Raw genomic sequence first — 17,321 nt, 5'->3', positions numbered from 1 at the left:
TAGAATGGAACTGGGGTTCGTAGCCGTATCGGTTACGAACCCCAGTTTTCGCGTCCCATACGGGTGCGGGTGCCTGCGGCTAAATATCCAGCAGCATGGCCGGTTCCTCAAGGATGGCGGCAACATCCGCCATGAAACGCGCCGAGAGGTCGCCGTCCACCACGCGGTGATCGAAAGAACCGCCCAGCGTGGTGACCCAACGCGGGATCACCTCACCATCAATCACCCATGGCTTCTGTTTGATCGTGCCGAAAGCAATAATCGCCACCTCACCGGGGTTAATAATCGGGGTGCCCGTGTCAATGCCGAGTGAGCCGATGTTCGTAATCGTCAGGGTCCCGTTCGCCATCTCGGCGGGCTGAGTCTTCCCTTCCCGCGCACGGGCGGTCAGGTTGTTCAGGGCGATCGCCAGCTCACGCAGGGACAGCTCCTGCGCATCCTTAATGTTCGGCACCATCAGCCCGCGCGGGGTGGCCGCCGCAATACCAAGGTTCATGAAGTGCTTAATCTGAATCTCGCTGTCCGTCCAGGTGGCGTTCACCTGCGGGTTCCGCTCGGCAGCCCAAATCACGGCGGCGGCAAGCACCAGCAGCGGGGTCACCTTAATCCCTTCAAAATGGCGGGACTTTTTCAGCCGCTTCACAAATTCCATGGTGCGGGAGGCGTCCACATCCACGAAAATCGAAACGTGCGGGGCGCTAAACGCCGAAGACACCATAGCCTTCGCAGTGGCCTTACGCACCCCCCGTACGGGGATGCGTTCAAGACGGTCACCGGGTACGCTCGGGGACTGCCAGAACCGGCCGCCGGTTTCTTGCACATCGTTCAGGTGCGCCACATAGTCCAGCAGGTCCCGTTTCGTCACCTGCCCCCGCGAACCGGTCGCGGTCACATTCGCCAGGTCCACCCCCATTTCCTTAGCGGCCAGGCGCACCGGCGGGGCGGCAAGAGCAGGCCGATGCGGCACGGGGGCGGCAGCATCCTGCTCAAGTGCTGGGGCCTCGGCACCCTGTAGACGCTGCCGCACAGTGTTCAGAGAAGAGTTCAGCGGCGTGTTCTCCACGAATTTACTGGCCCGCTCCGCCCATTCGCTGAGCCCACCCAGCAGCCCGGCACGCGGCTCGGCGGAGGCGGGTGTGTGCCCCACCGGGGCGGGCTGCTGCGGGGCGGGGTTCACCGGCTGCGGTTGGGCGGCAGATGCGGGACGTTTACGGGCGCGGCGTTTGACCGAGTCTGTCTTGGGGCCCGAACCAACGAGCGCCTGGTTACCGGCTTCCACCTCGGGTGTTTCGGCAGCACCGGTATTAGCGCCGGGCGTGGCGGGGGTGGAGGAGCCAGCGCTTTCGCTGCTGCCCGCCACGGCGATAATGGGGGTGCCCACCTCCACCGTGTCACCTTCAGCAGCGAGCAGCTGCTCCACGGTGCCTTCATACGGTGAGGGGAGCTCAACCACAGACTTGGCGGTCTCAATCTCTACCAGCACGTCGTTAATGTGCACGGTGTCGCCGGGGGCAACTTTCCAGGCGAGAATTTCGGCTTCGGTGAGTCCTTCACCCACATCGGGTAGATTAAAAATCTGGGACATTAAACGCCTTTCACTAGTGCATATAGCCCGTAAAGAATACGCTGCGGGGTGGGTCTAGTACTCAAAGGAGCGGTCTACCGCCTCCAGGATACGGTCAATATCGGGCACGTATTCCTCCTCCGTGCGCGGTACCGGGTACGGCATATAGTAGCCGCCCACGCGCAGCACCGGGGCCTGCAGGCTGTAGAAGCAGCGCTCGGTGATCGCGGCGGCAAGTTCGCCGCCCATGCCCCCGAAGGTCGGCGCTTCGTGGGCAACGATCAGGCGCCCGGTCTTCACCACGGATGCGGCGACGGTGGGTACATCCATCGGGGAGATCGACCGCAGGTCAATGACTTCGATCGAGCGTCCGTCTTCGACGGCGGCATCTGCGGCGGCGAGCGCTACCGGCACCAGCGGACCGTATGTCACAATAGTCGCGTCTGTGCCTTCGCGCACCACCTGCGCCTGGAACGGGTCAAAGTCGGTGTCTGCAAAGTTCACCTCGCCCTTGAGCCAGTAGCGGCGTTTGGGCTCGAAAATAATTACTGGGTCGTCGCATTCAATAGATTTGCGGGTCATCCAGTAGGCGTCATGCGGTGAGGACGGTGTTACGATGCGCAGCCCGGCGGTGTGCGCGAACAGCGCCTCGGGCGATTCTGAGTGATGCTCGACCGCCCCGATCACGCCGCCGTAGGGAATACGGATCGTAACCGGAACAATATATTTTTTGTCGCTGCGGTTGTGGATTTTGGCGAGCTGGGTGGTGATCTGGTTGTAGGCGGGGAAGACGAACCCGTCGAACTGAATCTCGGGTACGGGCCGATAGCCGCGCATCGCCATGCCGATGGAGGTGCCCACAATACCGGCCTCTCCGAGGGGAGAGTCCATTACGCGCTTCTGCCCGTGCTTTGCCAGAAGCCCTTCGGTTACGCGGTATACGCCGCCGAGTTTGCCGATATCTTCGCCGATCAGCACGACTTTACGGTTATCTGCCATCGCGTCGTCGAGGCCGCGAGTGATCGCTTTCGCCAGGGTCAGGCGCTCAACCTGTGTATTCTGCTCGCTCATTCTTAGTCCTCCTCGAAACCTGCGACGTAGTTGCGGTAGAACTCGCGTTCTTCTTCTACCTGAAGGTGTTCTTCGGCGTAGGCGCGGTCGAAGAAACGGTCGAATTCATAAGGTTCGGAGGCAATCGCCGCCTCACGCACCCCGTTGGCAAGTTCTTGTGCTTCTTCGGCGAGTTTTTCGAAGAAGGAGTCATCTGCGTGCCCGTTCTCGCGCAGATATTTTTCCAGGCGAATCAGCGGGTCTGCGTTCAGACGCTGCTGGAGTTCTTCGTCGTCACGGTATTTGGTGGGGTCGTCGGCGGTGGTATGCGGGCCCAGGCGGTATGTTTCCGCCTCGATCAGCACGGGGCCTTCACCGCGGCGGATTTTATCGAGCGCGTAGCGGGTGGCGGCAAGGGTGCCGAGCACATCGTTGCCGTCAACGCGCAGTCCTTCAAAGCCGTAGCCTTGGGCGCGGGTTGAGATGGGCACACGCGACTGCACGTCGAAGGGTACCGAAATAGCCCAGCGGTTGTTTTGCACGAAGAACAGTACAGGGGCATCGTAGGATGCGGCAAAGACCATCGCCTCGTGGGCTTCGCCTTCGGTGGAGGAACCGTCGCCGAAGTAGACGCCGACGGCGGGTTTCACGGTGTCGTTATCGGGGTTGGTGGCCTGCCCTTGGCCTGTCTGCAGCTGCCCGGTTTCCGCCGCAATGTCGGCATCGAAGTTCAGGCCCATAGCGTAGCCGACCGCGTGCGGCACCTGTGCGGCAAGCACTTTGGTGTAAACATGGAAGTTATGTTTTTTAGGGTCCCACCCGTTGGTGTGGGAGCCGCGGAAAACCGTGATGAGTTCGCGGAAATCTACGCCGCGGGCGAAGGCGACCGCGTGTTCACGGTAGGAGGGAAAAATATAGTCGTTGGGGGCGAATGCCAGTGCGGAGCCGACCTGCGCCGCTTCCTGTCCTCGACTGGGCGCCCATAGAGCCATTTGCCCTTGCCTCTGAAGTGCCGTTCCTTCGTCGTCAATGCGGCGGGTAATGTACATCAGGCGGTAGGCTTCGCGAAGCTGTTCTGCGTCTACATCGTGCACATAAGAACTGAAGGTGGGGTTCTCGTGTACCTTGCCGTTCTCATCCATTAGCTGGATGCGTTCGGGTACTCCCGGATATTTTTCGTTCTCGTGCATCAATCCTCCACGCAGATACGAGCTGCCCTTCACGCCGGGCGCACGCAGAGAGTTTCGGCGCGCGGGGCGGAAGGCTTGGGCATATTTCCTCTTATTTTACTCCTCTTCACAGGAAACATCAGCGCGATGTAGCGTTTCTCAAGGTTATTCTTCCAGCATAAATGAGGCTCGGTCAGCGTGATTTTGGTTTTTCCAAGCAGCACCGCATAGGTTGAGAAATGGTGCTGCGTCGGCACGGTGAAGAGAGTGATTCACAAGCACTGTCGCCAAGGCCCCTGAGCTGAGGTTTTCCCACCCTCTTGGTGCATAGGCGCAGCGTTGCAGGGTCTAGACTCTGTGGGGAAACTGTTCACAGATGCTGATAAAACGGTCATTTGCCTCATCTTCGCCGATGCTCACCCGCACCCCTTCCCCATCGAAAGCACGCACCGAGAGGGCGTGGGAGGCGGCAAGCTTATTGAAAGCCTCGGTGTGCTCCCCCAAGGGCAGCCACACAAAGTTGGCGTAGGTTTGCGGGATGTTGTACCCCAGCTCGTGCAGCCGGGCAACCACACGTTCACGTTCAGCAACGATATGCCGCACCCCATCCATTACCGCCTCTTCATGTTCAATAGAGGCCACGGCTGCGGCTTCGGCGAGCGCGGTCACGGCGAACGGGGTGGCCGCAACCCGCAGGTACTGGGTCAGCTGCGGGTGGGAGACGGAGTAACCCACGCGCAGCCCGGCGAGCCCCTGTGCTTTGGAGAAGGTGCGCAGCACGATCACGTTCGGGTGGTCGTTGAGCAGGTTCAACCCGTTCACGGGGGCGTTTTGCCCGGCGGGCACGGTGGATGCGGTGCAGAATTCGTAGTATGCCTCATCAATGACGACCACCACGTTCTCGGGGATTTTGGTGAGAAATTCGCGCATCTGTGCCTCGGTGACGGCTGGCCCGGTGGGGTTATTCGGGGTGCACACCAGGATCACACGGGTTCTGTCGGTAACAGCCTGCGCCATGGCGTTCAAATCGTGCGCCCCATTGGGCAGGTTGGGGATTTGCACGCTTTTGGCGCCCAGCAGCCCCACCAGAATGGGGTAGGCTTCGAAGGACCGCCAGGCGTAGATTACTTCGTCTTGGGTGCCGTCGAGGCTGGCCCCGGCGAAGGCTTTGAGGATTTGGTTGAGTGCCCCCAGACTTCCCGCGCCGGTCACAATATTGTGGGCGTCCACCCCTAGGTGGTGGGCGAGGGCGGTACGCAGCTTGGTGGAGAGCGGATCCGGGTAGCGGTGGGTGGCGTCGAAGTCGGCGAGAATGCGCGCCACCTCAGGTATGGGCCCGTGAGGGTTTTCGTTGGAGGAGAGCTTGTACTGTTTCAGCCCCTCTACGGGTGTGGGAGGTTTACCGGCAGCATATTTGGGCAGAGACGAGAAGACGTGGCGCGGCTGGATAGCGGGTGTTTCGGGGGTGTTGCTGTGTTCGCTCATAGTCTCAGTATAGTGCCACACATCACGGCTGTGGTGTGGGGCTGCCCGCCGGGGCGCTCACAGTACTGGTTCTGTTCGCGCCCCGACGGGATGCCCGTTTTAGGCTGCCGCCCCTGCCAGCTCGGGGGCTGCCGCATTTTGGAGGAAGATAGGCCCGCCATTGTCGGTGTTCGGGTTGTACGGCAGGTTGGCTACTTCCCCGCTGTCGGTGGCGGGGTCATAGGGCATGTACGCGGGCCCTTGGGTCGGTTCTTCCCACTTGGCTGTCTCTAGGTCGCCAGCCATCATATCGTCAGCGCCGCCGCCAAAGGCTGTGGATGCGATCTGCTCAGCGACAGATACCTGCGGGGGCGTGTACCCGTTGTTGGGTTCCACCCGGGTGGGCATCTGCAGCGGCTCTTGCACCGAGGTATCGGCCGGGTCATACGGCATGTTGGAGGCTCCCACGTTATCGGTGGCGGGATTGTAGGGCATGGGCGTGTATTCCGGTTCCACCGTGGGCGGGGTGAACTCTCCGGCTGGTGCCCCAGTGACAGCCTCACCGGCGGGTTGGGCAACCGGCTGCCCTGCGGAGGGCACGGTGGTGGCGGGCGGATCAACTTGCGGGGGCGTATACCCGCCCTGCGGAGCTGCCGCCACCGGTTCAGGGGTCTGCACTGGCTGCGGAGCCGGGGCTGGTTCGGGTGCCTGCACCGGTTGGGGAGCTGGAGTCGGTTCGGGTGCCTGCACCGGTTCGGGAGTCGGCGGGTCCGGGAGCTTAGTATCAGGCTTGTACGGCATAGTGGCGACACCCACGTTATCGGTGGCGGGGTCATACGGCATAACGTGCGGCTCGGCAGGGGCAGTGTCTGGGTTGTAGGGCATAACGTGCGGCCCGTCCGAAGCGTCAGCACTATCAAGCTGGTCCATAAAGCTCTCCGCCCCCGCCGAATTAGCGTCCTCTGAGGAGGCGATCCCAAGGTTCTCCGCCAGCTGGCGGCCTACCCCCTCAAACGTTTGACCCGCGCTCGCACCAGGCCCAACGACCCCTGAGGATTCTACGATATCTGACCATGACAAGCCGCCCTGCGGGGCGGAAGGCGTAGCCCCTTGGGAGCTTTCCGCGAAGCTCGGTTGCCCCATCAAAACTTCCCAAGGCATGAACTTCTCTACTTGGCTGTCTGTCCTTACATTTGGTGTGGAGGCAGAAGACTCACCAGCTTCCTGGTCACGATACTGAGGGTCTTGAGTATCTGGAAGCTTCTCTCCCCCGGCAAAATCTGTGCCCGTTTGGGCAACATGAGGATTAGCCCCCTCGGCTATAGATGTGATAGTAGCTTCTCCATATCGCCCAATTTGCATCACCTTGTTTGCCAGGTCTGATGTGCCATCAGGCATTGTCGAGGCAGAGTACACGCCGATCTGCTGCGCTTCGTAGTCCCCGTTGCCGAAGAAATCTTTAAGCTGTTTAAGGTCTTTGTGCCCTTTCGGGTTGCTGTTCAGCGCCTTCTCGTATTCCACGGCGGCATGCCCATCCATACCCGAGTTAGAGGTGTTAATGACGGTGTCACGCTCATCCGGCGTCCATCCTTTCCCCTCCCTGCGGGGCCCCAAGGAATCCGGCACAGGCTCTTTACCTTCCACATATGCGACACTGAAGTCGCGTCGTTTTGCTGGCAGGCCGCTCAGCGGCGACCCCTCCGTATAGACGCCTTTAACATTGTATTTTTTGGCGAATTCTGTGCTGTTGGCGGTGTTGTAGGCGATCATACCGCCTTGGCTGTGGCCCATGAGGAAAACCTCGGAGCCGGGCTCGGCACCTGCGTCTTTCAGGGCTTGGTCTATCATTTTCTGTTGGGGGGTCAGTTCCCCGTCTTTACCTCCGCTTTCCCGCAACGCGTTATCCCACGAGTGGGGGTCACCCTTGCGGTTATTGGAGTCGGTTCCGGGTATGACAACCATGTACCGTTTCTGTCCCGTATTTTTATCCCGGTAGGGGATAACAGTGATGGCTCCCCGGTCGGCGTATTGTTTGCCTTGGTGTGTTTTGTCCACTTCGTCGGCTTCACTGCTCGTCTTGTTAATATATATGGAGGCATCGTGAGCAGACGTTGGTGTTTTTTTATTGTTATCAGGTTTAGGGGCGTCAGCGGAGTTAGGGTCAATAGTTTTAACACGTTCAAAGGAGAAAAGCTCTTTGCCATAGAATGCCCGTGCGCCAAATATTGCTGTTCCCACACCATCACGGAGCATGATTCCTGCTTTGGCCATTTCGTCTGCTGTCCAATAGCCTCCGTACGCCCCAAGCACCTTTCCAGCCATGGTTGCATATGTGCCTGAGTACGTGGCAAGTTTCGCGGAGGTTCCTGCGGCACGGGCTGCGGCGGAGCGGCCGTGTGCGCTCATTGCCAGGTGCGCAAGGATACCGGTCCCTGCGGCCCCAACCGGCATCACCATTGCCCCGCAGTCGTAACCAATATGCGCAAGCCCTTCGGCGATGCGCGGCAGCTCTTCAAGTTCAACGTCTATGGTGCGGTTACCCATGATTTTCTCCTACGTGTTTCGTGTTTTTAGTGCGGCATGAGCGAGCCGAGGCCCTGTAGCATTTTGCTGCCGTTATCCGCGAGGGCGTTAAGCGTATCCTGGGCGCTACCGATACCCGATTTTTTAATAATGTCGCCTATCTTATCGGCTGCATCTGCCGCCCCGTGGGCGAGTGAATGCAGTATGGAGTCCACCTGGTTTGCCGCATTGTTAATGAGTGCGCTTTGTGCTTCTAGGTTCTGCGCGATTTCCTCACCAGCTTGCAGTGCTTCTTGGGCGGCTGTGCGCAGTTCGTCGCGGGAATGTTCGGCGTCTTTCCGGCGGTTTTCCAGCTGTTCTCGGTATTTCTGCCCGGATTCTGATTTCCAGGATTCGTTGCGCATACTGTTGGTGCGGTTGCAGAGTTCGTCGAGAGTTCCGGCGTGTTTCATGAGCTCGTCATGGTATTCCTTCCCTTTCTGCCGGATTAGTTGCGCGCCAGCGCTGAGCCCCGCGGCAATATCTTTGGCGGCTTTGGCGCCGAATCCCATGTCGCCTGCGGCCCGCAGAATGTCGGTGGGGTTTGGTGGTGCGGGCGCTGGTGACGGGGCGGGGGCAGGGGCTACTGTTGGTGGTGCCACGGTACTCTCCTTAGTGCTACGCTCAAATCTTTAAAAACACCATATGATACTTTTTGATATATTTTGCGAAATTTAGAGTTTCTTGTGGATAAGTAGATGGCAGGGTCACCACAATAAGTTTTCCACAGGATTTTCCGACTTACCGGGCTTCTTATACACACCTAATATGAACAAATATTACGAAAATGCACTTTTGTTGCCGTTTTGACTTCTACCGACACCAGTCCCGGAAGGTACCTCACCTACCGCTCTACGCGTTGTCTTGCTAACTATTTGGCGGAGCAACGGAAGATTCTGCCCGCCCAAACACGGCGCATCCCAGCACCGCGTGTCAGAATAGAAGCATGTCTCACCTTGAAAACACCCTGCCCTCCGGGCGTACCGACCTGTCCGCCAGTAATCTTGCGCTTGGCCCTCTCGATGGGCGTTACGCCCCTGTGACCGCGCCGTTAACGAACTATCTCTCCGAAGCCGCGCTGAACCGCGACCGCATCCACGTGGAAGTCGAATGGTTCATATACCTGTGCGAGCATGCCGTTCTTCCCGGGCTCACGCCGCTCACCGATGAGCAGAAGTCCGGTTTGCGTGCTATCGTGACCGAGTTCAACGCCGATTCCGTCACCGAACTCGCCGAGATTGAGGCGGTCACTGTTCACGATGTGAAAGCCGTCGAGTACTATATCGGTCGCCGCCTCGAAGCGCTGGGGCTGGAGCATTTGGTTCCGCTCGTGCATTTTGGGTGCACCTCCGAAGACATTAATAACCTCTCCTATGCCCTGGGTATTAAGGACGCGGTCGAGAACGTATGGCTTCCTGCCGCCCGCGATCTGGTGCAGGTTTTGCTGGATCTTGCCGAGACCGGCAGGGATGTTCCGATGCTCTCGCGCACGCACGGCCAGCCCGCGACCCCCACCACGCTGGGCAAGGAAATAGCTGTGCTGGCGTACCGTTTGAAGCGCCAGATTTCCCATGTTGCCGCTACCGAATTTTTGGGCAAGATTAACGGCGCAACGGGCACCTATGCGGCGCATTACGCCTCGGTTCCGGGGGCTGACTGGCAGGCTATTTCGCGGGGTTTCGTGGAGCATCTGGGGCTTAGCTGGAACCCGCTGACCACGCAGGTCGAATCGCATGACTGGCAGGCGGAGCTGTACTCTGATGTGGCGCATTTCAACCGTGTGCTGCATAATCTGTGCACCGATGTGTGGAGCTATATTTCGATTGGTTTCTTCCGCCAGATTCCGGTGGCTGGTGCTACGGGCTCGTCGACAATGCCGCATAAGGTGAACCCGATCCGCTTCGAGAATGCGGAAGCTAATCTTGAGCTCTCAAACGCGGTCTTCGATTCACTGGCATCCACGCTGGTGACTTCGCGTTGGCAGCGTGATTTGACCGATTCTTCGGCGCAGCGCAATATTGGCGTGGCGTTTGGGCATTCGGTGCTGGCGATTTCCAACGTGGTTAAGGGTCTGCAGCGCCTCGATATTGCCGCCGACGTTATTGCCGCCGACCTGGAATCCAATTGGGAGGTTCTGGCGGAGGCCATTCAGATGGTTATGCGCGCAGAGGCAATCGCGGGCACCCCCGGCATGGAGAACCCCTATGAGCGTCTGAAGGAGCTTACGCGCGGTCATCGGGTGGATGCGGTGCGCCTCAAAGAATTTGTGGGCACTTTGGGCCTGTCGGCTGAGGCGCAGGAGCGACTGTCGAACTTGACCCCGCATACGTACAACGGCATTGCCGCGCAGCTGGTGGATCACGCGAAGGATGCGCAGGGCTAATTCGACTCCTTTCCCCCGCTCTCTACGTCCTAAAAAGGCTCTTTATTCACATAAAGCGGTTTTTCCAATGCTTTATGTGAATAAAGAGCCTTTTTACGATTCCGACAGGGGCTATAGAACACCCATTTATTCGCAAGTTTTCCCCCTCAATACAAAAAGTTGTTAGATTAAGGAGGCTCTAATCTAACAACTTTTCGCACTTTGACGGAAATTTGTTAGATTAGCACCCCGCTAATCTAACACTCTCCCGTGTATGTCTCGTGAAAACCGCGGCAAAACGGGCACTCTTACCCGCGAAATACCGGCGGGCAGAGGCGAGAGGCTAGTTTCCTCTAGCCCCCCATCGTCTTGCGATGCTGTGCACCGGGGTTCTGCAGCCCGTGCGAGTGCACATCGTGGTTTTTGGTGTCGGCCTTGTTGCGTTTGAACCGGCCGGTCAGCGCCCGCCGTGCTTTCGAGGGGCCTTTACCCTCATTTGTGTCATCAAATTTGGGGGCGCGCGGTTCGACCATGAGCTCTAAGGGGAAGAACGGCGGGGCGTCACCGAATGCTTCCCGGGTGTTCTTCACGACGTCTTTGCCAAGGCCGTAGTTCGCGCCGCCCCCAACCACAGCACCCACCCCGAACGGCAGGGCGCGGCCTAAGAACGCGCCGGTTTGGCGGGTCAGGAACCGTTTAATGAACATATTGCGGATTGCCCGCTCTACGCTGAACATTTTGCCGGAGGATTTACCGCCCAGCAGCATCCCCCAGCGGCCCGAAACACCGGTGGCTTTGCCGGTCTGCAGCAGCACGGTGTTCATCAGCTGTGAGCCTTCCTCACCAAGCATAATCGCCATAACCATTGAGCGGGCCAGGTCGGGGTCTTTCACGTGCACACCGTGCAGCTCGGCAACTGCCTGCGCGTACAGGGCGGTCCTTTCCAGGTATCCGCCCACCGCGAGCGCTGAAAGCCCCATTGAGGTGACGGTGCCGACTCCGGGCACGAACGCGGAGGCGCCGGTCACCCCGCCGATTGCGGTCACATCCCGCAGGTACTGCCTGTCGAGGCGGCGCAGTATCTGTTCGGGGGTTTCGTGCGGGTGCGCGGCACGGAGTTTCTTCACCATGGACAGCGCGAGGGGGCGCTGTAGGCGTAGCACAGTATCGAGTGCGTTGGTGAGCGCGGGACGGGGGTTGCCGTCATTGTCAAAAAGTGACTTTTTAGCGTCTAGCATGTTCACCAGTAAAGCATGTTTGGCTGAGTGTTTGATGTGGGGTGCGCGCATGGCGAACCTGTCCGGAGGTTTACCGGTGTGCGCACCCGTGTTTTTCGGGGGACGCCACGCCAGCGCCACTAGTTTACGGTCATTAGTACACTTAAAACCCGTTAGCGCGTAGAATTGAGCTAGATTACATGACGCACACAGGGTGATGCCCGCAGTTGAGCATCCCACACCCCGCGGCTGGGGCGCACCGGCCGCGGTTTTCTGAACGTAAAGGAACCTATATGTCTGCTCCCGCTTCGGCTTCAGCACCAGCGCGTTCTCCCCTGGCGACGCAGGGTTTGGGCATGGCGTATGCCATTGGTGCCATTATTTCAATGCAGTTCGGTTCGGCGCTGGCTAAAACTATGATGGGTGATTTGGGCGCATGGGGTGTGGTCACCCTGCGCCTGATTACGTCTTCACTACTGCTGTACGTGTTTTTCCGCCCGCAAGTTCGTCAATGGACGCGCCCGCAGTGGATAGCCGTGGCGGTTCTTGGCGTGGCCTTATTTGGTGCTAACGCGTTTTTCTATGTGGCTATCCAGCAGGTGCCGCTGGCAATTGCGGTCGCTATTGAGTTCATGGGCCCACTGGTGCTGGCGACTGTGCTCTCACGCCGCAAACTGGATTTGGTGTGGGTGGCACTTTCGTTCACGGGCATGGCGGTGCTGACCGCCGACTCGCAGGCCAACCCCGAGGATTTTGCGCTGGCTGGCGTGTTCTTTGCGGTGCTGACCGCTATTTCACGTGCCGCCTATATTTTGGCAACGGAGAAGGTGGGGGCGAGTATCCCTGGCATGGGCGGTATGGTGATGGGCAATATTGTCTCTACCCTGCTGGTGCTGCCGTTCCCGTTTTTCATCACCGGCAACCATCTTGAGAAGGCTATCACCGACCCGGCACTTCTGGGCTTGGGGTTTGTGATGGGCCTGCTTGCGTCGGCTCTGCCAGCACTTGGTGAGGTTTCGGCGCTGCGTATGCTCCCGTCGAATGTGTACAGTGTGGTGCTTTCGCTGGAGCCAGCGTTCGCCGCTATTGTGGGTATTTTTATGCTGGCCGAGAATACGGGGTTGATACGGTGGGCGGCGATTGCCCTGCTGATTTCGGCGAGTATCGGCATCACTCTGTCACATGCTAGGGCTGAGCGTGCGGCTCTTGCAGCGGGTAAGCGTGAGTCGATCGAACCGTACCTGCCGGGTGCTGTGGATAATATTGGTGCCGGTATAGCGCAGATGACTGGTGCGATTGAGCTGCCCACCCCCGAACAGGTTGCGGCCGATAAGGCGCGTCGGCAGGATACCCCTGGAAAAACCCATTCCCGTACCGGCGAGGAGGGCTAACGCACAGCATTCCATCTATTGAGATGTACGCCACAGGCAAGTAGAATGTGGGCGGCGGTACCGAATACTATCGGTGTGCCGTCGCCCTTTGCCTTGATTCGTGCACCCTAGCGACTGTGAGGAGCCAGCAATGACCCCAGGTACCACCAGGCACAAGCGCCCCACCGTCGGCATCATTTTTGTGATCATCTCGTGCCTTTCTCTACAGTTCGGCGCGGCTTTCGCGGTGCACCTTTTTCCGCTTTTTGGTCCGTGGCTCGTCACAGTTCTGCGCCTGCTTCTCGCCGCGATCACGGTAGGAGCGGCGGTCTGGATTGCCGGGCGCTGGCGGGCGCATCGGGCAGATGCACAAACCGCATATATGGCAGTACCCGCGACAACATCCGATAGGTTCTTAGGCTGGTCTTCCCGCCAGTGGCGTGCCATGCTCATTTTTGGTGTCACGCTTGGGCTCATGAACGGCTTCTTCTACAATGCGCTGGCGCGCATCCCGCTCGGGCTGGCGGTGGCGGTCGAGTTTACCGGTCCGCTCGTGCTGGCCTCTATCCTCACGCGGCGTAAACGCGACCTAGTGTGGGTATTCTGCGCGGCGGCAGGCATGGCGGTACTCGGCTTCGAGGCGGTACACGGGCAGGAAACAGACCTGCTGGGCGTACTATACGCCCTGATCGCGGGCGCATTCTGGGCACTCTACATTCGCTCAAGCGCCTCGGTCGGCGAACTCGTGCCCGGTGCAAGCGGACTCGCCGTAGCAATGGCCGTGGGAGCCATCTGCGTGGTCCCCGGAGCCCTGCTTTTCCCCGGCCCCGTAGCGCTCTGGAGCGTTACGCACGATACCCAACTGGTGCTCTTCATCATTGGAACCTCCCTGCTGGCATCGGTCGTACCGTACAGCAGCGAGTTGGCAGCCCTGCGGCACCTTCCCGAACAGGTCTTCAGCGTGCTTCTCAGCCTGGAACCGGCGATTGCGGCGCTCGCGGGGTGGGCGCTGTTGGGCCAGGAAACCGGCCTGATGCGCTGGGTTGCGATTATCCTGCTGATCACGGCAAGTATCGGAATTACCCAGACGACCGGGGGCTCAGCACATTCGGACGAAACTTCGGATTCTTACCGGAGGAACGAGCCTCCCGAGCACACCTCTCCCCTGCCGCTGCCGGAATAGACTGCGGGCTACTACGCTGCGTGCCGGGTCGGTTCTGCGACGGGCAGCGTGGGCGGCTATTGCTCGGCCAGGTACCCCAGAAAATCCCGCAGTTCTTCGGTACCCAGCACCTCCGCCGGATGCGGTCCCCGCGCGAACAGCGCATCGGCGGTGTCTTCGTCGAGCTCGCGTGCGGTTGCGATCAGCACTAGGTTCCCCTCGTGTTCACCGCTCAGCATGGAAGAATCGCACAGGCACCACACATGCTCGAACGTGTCTAATAGGGCGCGCGCCTGCCCCTGGAAGAAGGGCAGCCCGGCATCATCGCCCACGTTCACGGCGAGTACCCCGCGGGCGTTCAGAAGATCACGCAGCTCGGCGTAGTAGTCGGTGTTGGCAAGGTGCTCGGGCGCATCCATGCCCGTAAAAATATCAAGAATAATAGCGTCGATCCCACGAAAAACACCGCCTTCGGACGCGGCATGAGCGCCGAAAAGCGCGGGAATCTCGGGGAGTACGGCGCGCGCATCCGAAACCACGAACTTGCACCGGGTACCTGTGGGCAACGGCAGCACCTCAGTCACAAACCCCATCAGCTGTGGCTCATAATCGACGGCCACTTGCGAAGACCCCGGGCGCGTGGCCTGCACATAGCGGGCGAGCGTGAGCGCCCCGGCCCCCAGGTGAAGAGCCGTCACGGGTTCACGCGGCGGGGCAAGTACATCCAGCACATTGGCGATGCGCCGCAGATACTCGTAAAACACGACGGTCGCATCAGCAGCATCAACATGGGATTGTTCGGCACCGCCGATGTCAAGCACATAGCCGTGCTCGCTGAACCCGTCCTCAAGAATGCGGGCGCGCTGACCGCTCACACTCAGATGAACGCCCAGCGCGGCACGCTCTCGCTGTCTCTCATCCATCACGAAAGACTAGCTCAGCCCTGCGGCTTTCTTGAATTCTTTAGCCATATCCTCGGCGGAGGTTGAAGAGTCCACATTCTCAAGAGGCTTATCATTCACCACGAATTGGGGGGTGCCCTTCACTCCGATCTTATGGCCGTACTCAAAATCGCCCTTGATCAGCTCAAGAGTTTTTGGATTAACCAGATCGGTCTTGAACTTCTCTGTATCCAGCCCAAGTTCCTGAGCATAGCTGAGGAAAAGTCCCGCCAGCTCAGTCTGTTTGTCGGTAATACCTTTCCAACTGTCCTGAGTTTGAAAGAGCTTATTCGCCATCTCCAGGTGTTTACCCTGAAGTTCTGCTGCCTGCACGGCCTGAGCGGCGGGTACGGCGTTCTTATGGGAAGACAATGGCATATTGCGCACGGTCACGTTCATGGTGCCCTCAAGGTCTTTGGCGACCTTCTCGTAGGTGGGCTCAGCCTTGGCGCAGTAGGGGCACTGGTAGTCGGTGTACAGGGTCACGGTGGGCGCGCCCTGTTTGGGGGTGTTGAGGTGGTACCCGGCATCGTCACGTTCACCAGCTTTGGTGGCGGTTATTTTGGCGGAGTCACCCGAGGCTGAAGCCGAACCAGATGCGCTTGCCTCTCCCTCGGCGCTAGCACTGCCGGAAGCACCACCAGAGGGAGCGCTGCTTGCTGAGCTACTTGAGCTGGCATTAGAGCTTGAACTACCGCTTGCAGATGAGCTTGACCCGGAATTGGAAGAGCCGCTAGAGCACGCAGCAAGAGCCACCAACGCGGCGGGTGCCCCAAGAGCGAAAAGGGTGCGGCGGGTCATGGGTGATTGCGTCATTTCTGTTTCCCTTCAGGGCTATTGGTAATAATTTCTATCCTCCCACACATTGGGGCTGATTTCTTATTCTTGTGACGGTTCGCGCATCTGCGCCTCTCTCTGTTACCATTAGCGATGTGTGTTTGCCCGGTATAGAGCCGGGCATGCAGTACGCCTCCTTAGCTCAGGGGTAGAGCATTTCCCTCGTAAAGAAAAGGTCGTGGGTTCGAATCCCACAGGGGGCTCCACGAGTAAAGTCCCGTGCATCCTACACATGGTTAGGGTGCACGGGACTTTACTGTACACGGTGCGCGTCTGCCTCCGTGCTGTTTCCATGCCCAACTTCTGCTAGTAAATTCAGCCCATTACCGCTGTCTCAACGCGGTAGGGATGCGACCCCGTACAATGGGGAGCAGACACTATGTGAGAGGAGACCCGGATGCGCCCGAAGAGAAACTCGCGATTCGGCCTTGTTTTTGTCCTGCTTCTGGTGCCGTGCTGTGCACTGTGGTTCTTCTACCGCTCGGTTTTTCAGGACGATACGATTCTTGTGGTGCCGATAGTGCTGGGGCTCATCACCTCGTACCTGTGCGCTTATGCCCTCACCGGCGGGAAAGACCCCTATAACTGACCTGCCGCCTCCGCCTGGAGGCGTGATCGCCCCCGGGAAGAAAACATTAGGCTGCTTCTGGCCGCGAAGTTTTCTTTCCGGGGGCGTCGTGTTTATAGGCCCTGATAGTTAGGCGCGTTTTTCGCCCTCAAGTTTGCCCCACAGCCCGTACACTCGGGCCAGTTCCGCGACCTTTTTCGCGCGCAAGAAACGCGGCATGTATGAGCCATCTTTGGGCCCGTCCAGCGGCACGTCCAGCAGGGAATGAGCCCACTGGATTTCATCTTCACTGGGTGAGAGGGCGTGGTTAATCGTATCGGCCTGCCCCACATCTAGGGTGAGTTTTCCGGTCATGCCGTGCACGGTGCCGTGCTGGCAGGCGGTCACAAGTTCCGCCCCGCGTTTGCCGAGGGTTGGCCCGTCGATCGGCCCGGGCAGCCCGCCCAGGGTTGAGGCGATCACCAGCTGCGAGCGCACGTAGGCTAAGGCCATCGGGTCATCGGATGCGCCGGTGTCGCGGCGGTAGTCTCCCACCCCGAAGGCTAGGCGGAAAGTGCCGATAGCGCTGGCAATTTTCACGGCGTTGTGCACCCCAAGGGCTGACTCAATGAGAGCGATAATGGGGGTTCCGGTTGGTAGTGCGGCGGCGGTGCGGTCGATGTCGGTGGAGTGTTCGGTGGTTGCGAGCATTACCCCGCGCAGGCCTTTGACACCGCTAAGAGCTTTGACGTCGTTCCACCAGTGTTCGGTGGTGATGGCGTTAATGCGCACCCATGCGCGGGCTTCGGTATTGAGGATTTCGACGACCCTTTTGCGGGCTTCGTCTTTTTCGTCGGCTGGGCATCCGTCTTCGAGGTCTAAAATGACGGAATCGGCTTCGCTTTCGAAAGCGGCTTCCATAGTCGCTTCGTCTGAGTTGGCACGTACCAGTAGCCAGGATCGGGAGAGGCTGGGTCGTAGGGCCATGGCGCGTTCATTGCGATGGTAGTCGTACATGGTGTTTTCTTTCCCAGTGAATATGAAGTTCGAGATTTCAGTGTATTATTCGCCTCACC

Annotated in this window: 14 protein-coding genes and 1 tRNA gene; 5 read left to right on the top strand and 10 right to left on the bottom strand. The window is 59.2% G+C overall.

From position 1 onward, the window contains the following. Positions 1-79 precede the first annotated feature (79 nt). From D8M41_RS08365 to D8M41_RS08340, 6 genes are all read right to left on the bottom strand, one after another. Positions 80-1,585 carry a dihydrolipoamide acetyltransferase family protein gene (locus D8M41_RS08365; RefSeq protein ID WP_006887071.1) on the bottom strand — a complete coding sequence of 502 codons (1,506 nt, stop codon included), beginning with the start codon at positions 1,583-1,585 and terminating at the stop codon, positions 80-82. 54 nt (positions 1,586-1,639) lie between these two features. Beyond that, positions 1,640-2,635: an alpha-ketoacid dehydrogenase subunit beta gene (locus tag D8M41_RS08360; RefSeq protein WP_006887008.1), complete on the bottom strand. Its 996-nt coding sequence runs from the start codon at positions 2,633-2,635 to the stop codon at positions 1,640-1,642. A gap of 2 nt (positions 2,636-2,637) precedes the next feature. Further along, positions 2,638-3,804, bottom strand: a complete 1,167-nt coding sequence (locus D8M41_RS08355) for a thiamine pyrophosphate-dependent enzyme (RefSeq protein ID WP_006887098.1) — start codon at positions 3,802-3,804, stop codon at positions 2,638-2,640. Between the two features lie 327 nt (positions 3,805-4,131). Next, positions 4,132-5,268 carry a histidinol-phosphate transaminase gene (locus D8M41_RS08350; protein WP_006886999.1) on the bottom strand — a complete coding sequence of 379 codons (1,137 nt, stop codon included), beginning with the start codon at positions 5,266-5,268 and terminating at the stop codon, positions 4,132-4,134. Positions 5,269-5,367: 99 nt separating this feature from the next. Beyond that, on the bottom strand, positions 5,368-7,791 hold the full coding sequence (locus tag D8M41_RS08345) for an alpha/beta hydrolase (RefSeq protein ID WP_006887043.1): 2,424 nt from the start codon (positions 7,789-7,791) through the stop codon (positions 5,368-5,370). A gap of 26 nt (positions 7,792-7,817) precedes the next feature. After that, positions 7,818-8,411, bottom strand: coding sequence for a glycoside hydrolase family 9 protein (locus D8M41_RS08340; RefSeq protein WP_006887036.1), 594 nt, complete (start codon positions 8,409-8,411; stop codon positions 7,818-7,820). Between the two features lie 344 nt (positions 8,412-8,755). Between D8M41_RS08340 and purB the strand changes: the two genes are divergently transcribed. Then, positions 8,756-10,192, top strand: a complete 1,437-nt coding sequence (purB, locus tag D8M41_RS08335; protein ID WP_006887066.1) for an adenylosuccinate lyase — start codon at positions 8,756-8,758, stop codon at positions 10,190-10,192. Between the two features lie 332 nt (positions 10,193-10,524). On the opposite strand, the gene D8M41_RS08330 is transcribed toward purB, so the two are convergent. Beyond that, positions 10,525-11,409, bottom strand: a complete 885-nt coding sequence (locus D8M41_RS08330; RefSeq protein WP_037286904.1) for a hypothetical protein — start codon at positions 11,407-11,409, stop codon at positions 10,525-10,527. Between the two features lie 272 nt (positions 11,410-11,681). Between D8M41_RS08330 and D8M41_RS08325 the strand changes: the two genes are divergently transcribed. Both D8M41_RS08325 and D8M41_RS08320 read left to right on the top strand, forming a co-directional pair. Continuing rightward, on the top strand, positions 11,682-12,779 hold the full coding sequence (locus D8M41_RS08325) for an EamA family transporter (RefSeq protein WP_006887077.1): 1,098 nt from the start codon (positions 11,682-11,684) through the stop codon (positions 12,777-12,779). 130 nt (positions 12,780-12,909) lie between these two features. Next, positions 12,910-13,941, top strand: coding sequence for an EamA family transporter (locus D8M41_RS08320; protein ID WP_126926795.1), 1,032 nt, complete (start codon positions 12,910-12,912; stop codon positions 13,939-13,941). 56 nt (positions 13,942-13,997) lie between these two features. On the opposite strand, the gene D8M41_RS08315 is transcribed toward D8M41_RS08320, so the two are convergent. Both D8M41_RS08315 and D8M41_RS08310 read right to left on the bottom strand, forming a co-directional pair. Next, positions 13,998-14,843: a spermidine synthase gene (locus tag D8M41_RS08315; protein WP_126926848.1), complete on the bottom strand. Its 846-nt coding sequence runs from the start codon at positions 14,841-14,843 to the stop codon at positions 13,998-14,000. A gap of 9 nt (positions 14,844-14,852) precedes the next feature. Continuing rightward, a complete protein-coding gene (locus D8M41_RS08310) occupies positions 14,853-15,677 on the bottom strand; it encodes a DsbA family protein (RefSeq protein WP_037288490.1) in 825 nt (274 codons plus the stop codon). Positions 15,678-15,829: 152 nt separating this feature from the next. On the opposite strand from D8M41_RS08310, the gene D8M41_RS08305 reads away from it, so the two are divergent. Then, positions 15,830-15,904 (top strand) — tRNA-Thr (locus D8M41_RS08305). A 191-nt stretch (positions 15,905-16,095) separates the two neighbouring features. After that, positions 16,096-16,287: a hypothetical protein gene (locus D8M41_RS08300; RefSeq protein WP_006887042.1), complete on the top strand. Its 192-nt coding sequence runs from the start codon at positions 16,096-16,098 to the stop codon at positions 16,285-16,287. Positions 16,288-16,395: 108 nt separating this feature from the next. On the opposite strand, the gene D8M41_RS08295 is transcribed toward D8M41_RS08300, so the two are convergent. Continuing rightward, on the bottom strand, positions 16,396-17,262 hold the full coding sequence (locus D8M41_RS08295; RefSeq protein WP_006887079.1) for an HpcH/HpaI aldolase/citrate lyase family protein: 867 nt from the start codon (positions 17,260-17,262) through the stop codon (positions 16,396-16,398). Between the last annotated feature and the right edge of the window lie 59 nt (positions 17,263-17,321).

This window comes from Rothia sp. HSID18069, assembly GCF_003989155.1.
Lineage (GTDB): Bacteria > Actinomycetota > Actinomycetes > Actinomycetales > Micrococcaceae > Rothia > Rothia aeria.
The sequence above is the reverse complement of the archived record's forward strand: the minus strand, read 5'-3'. Positions and strand labels throughout refer to the sequence as shown.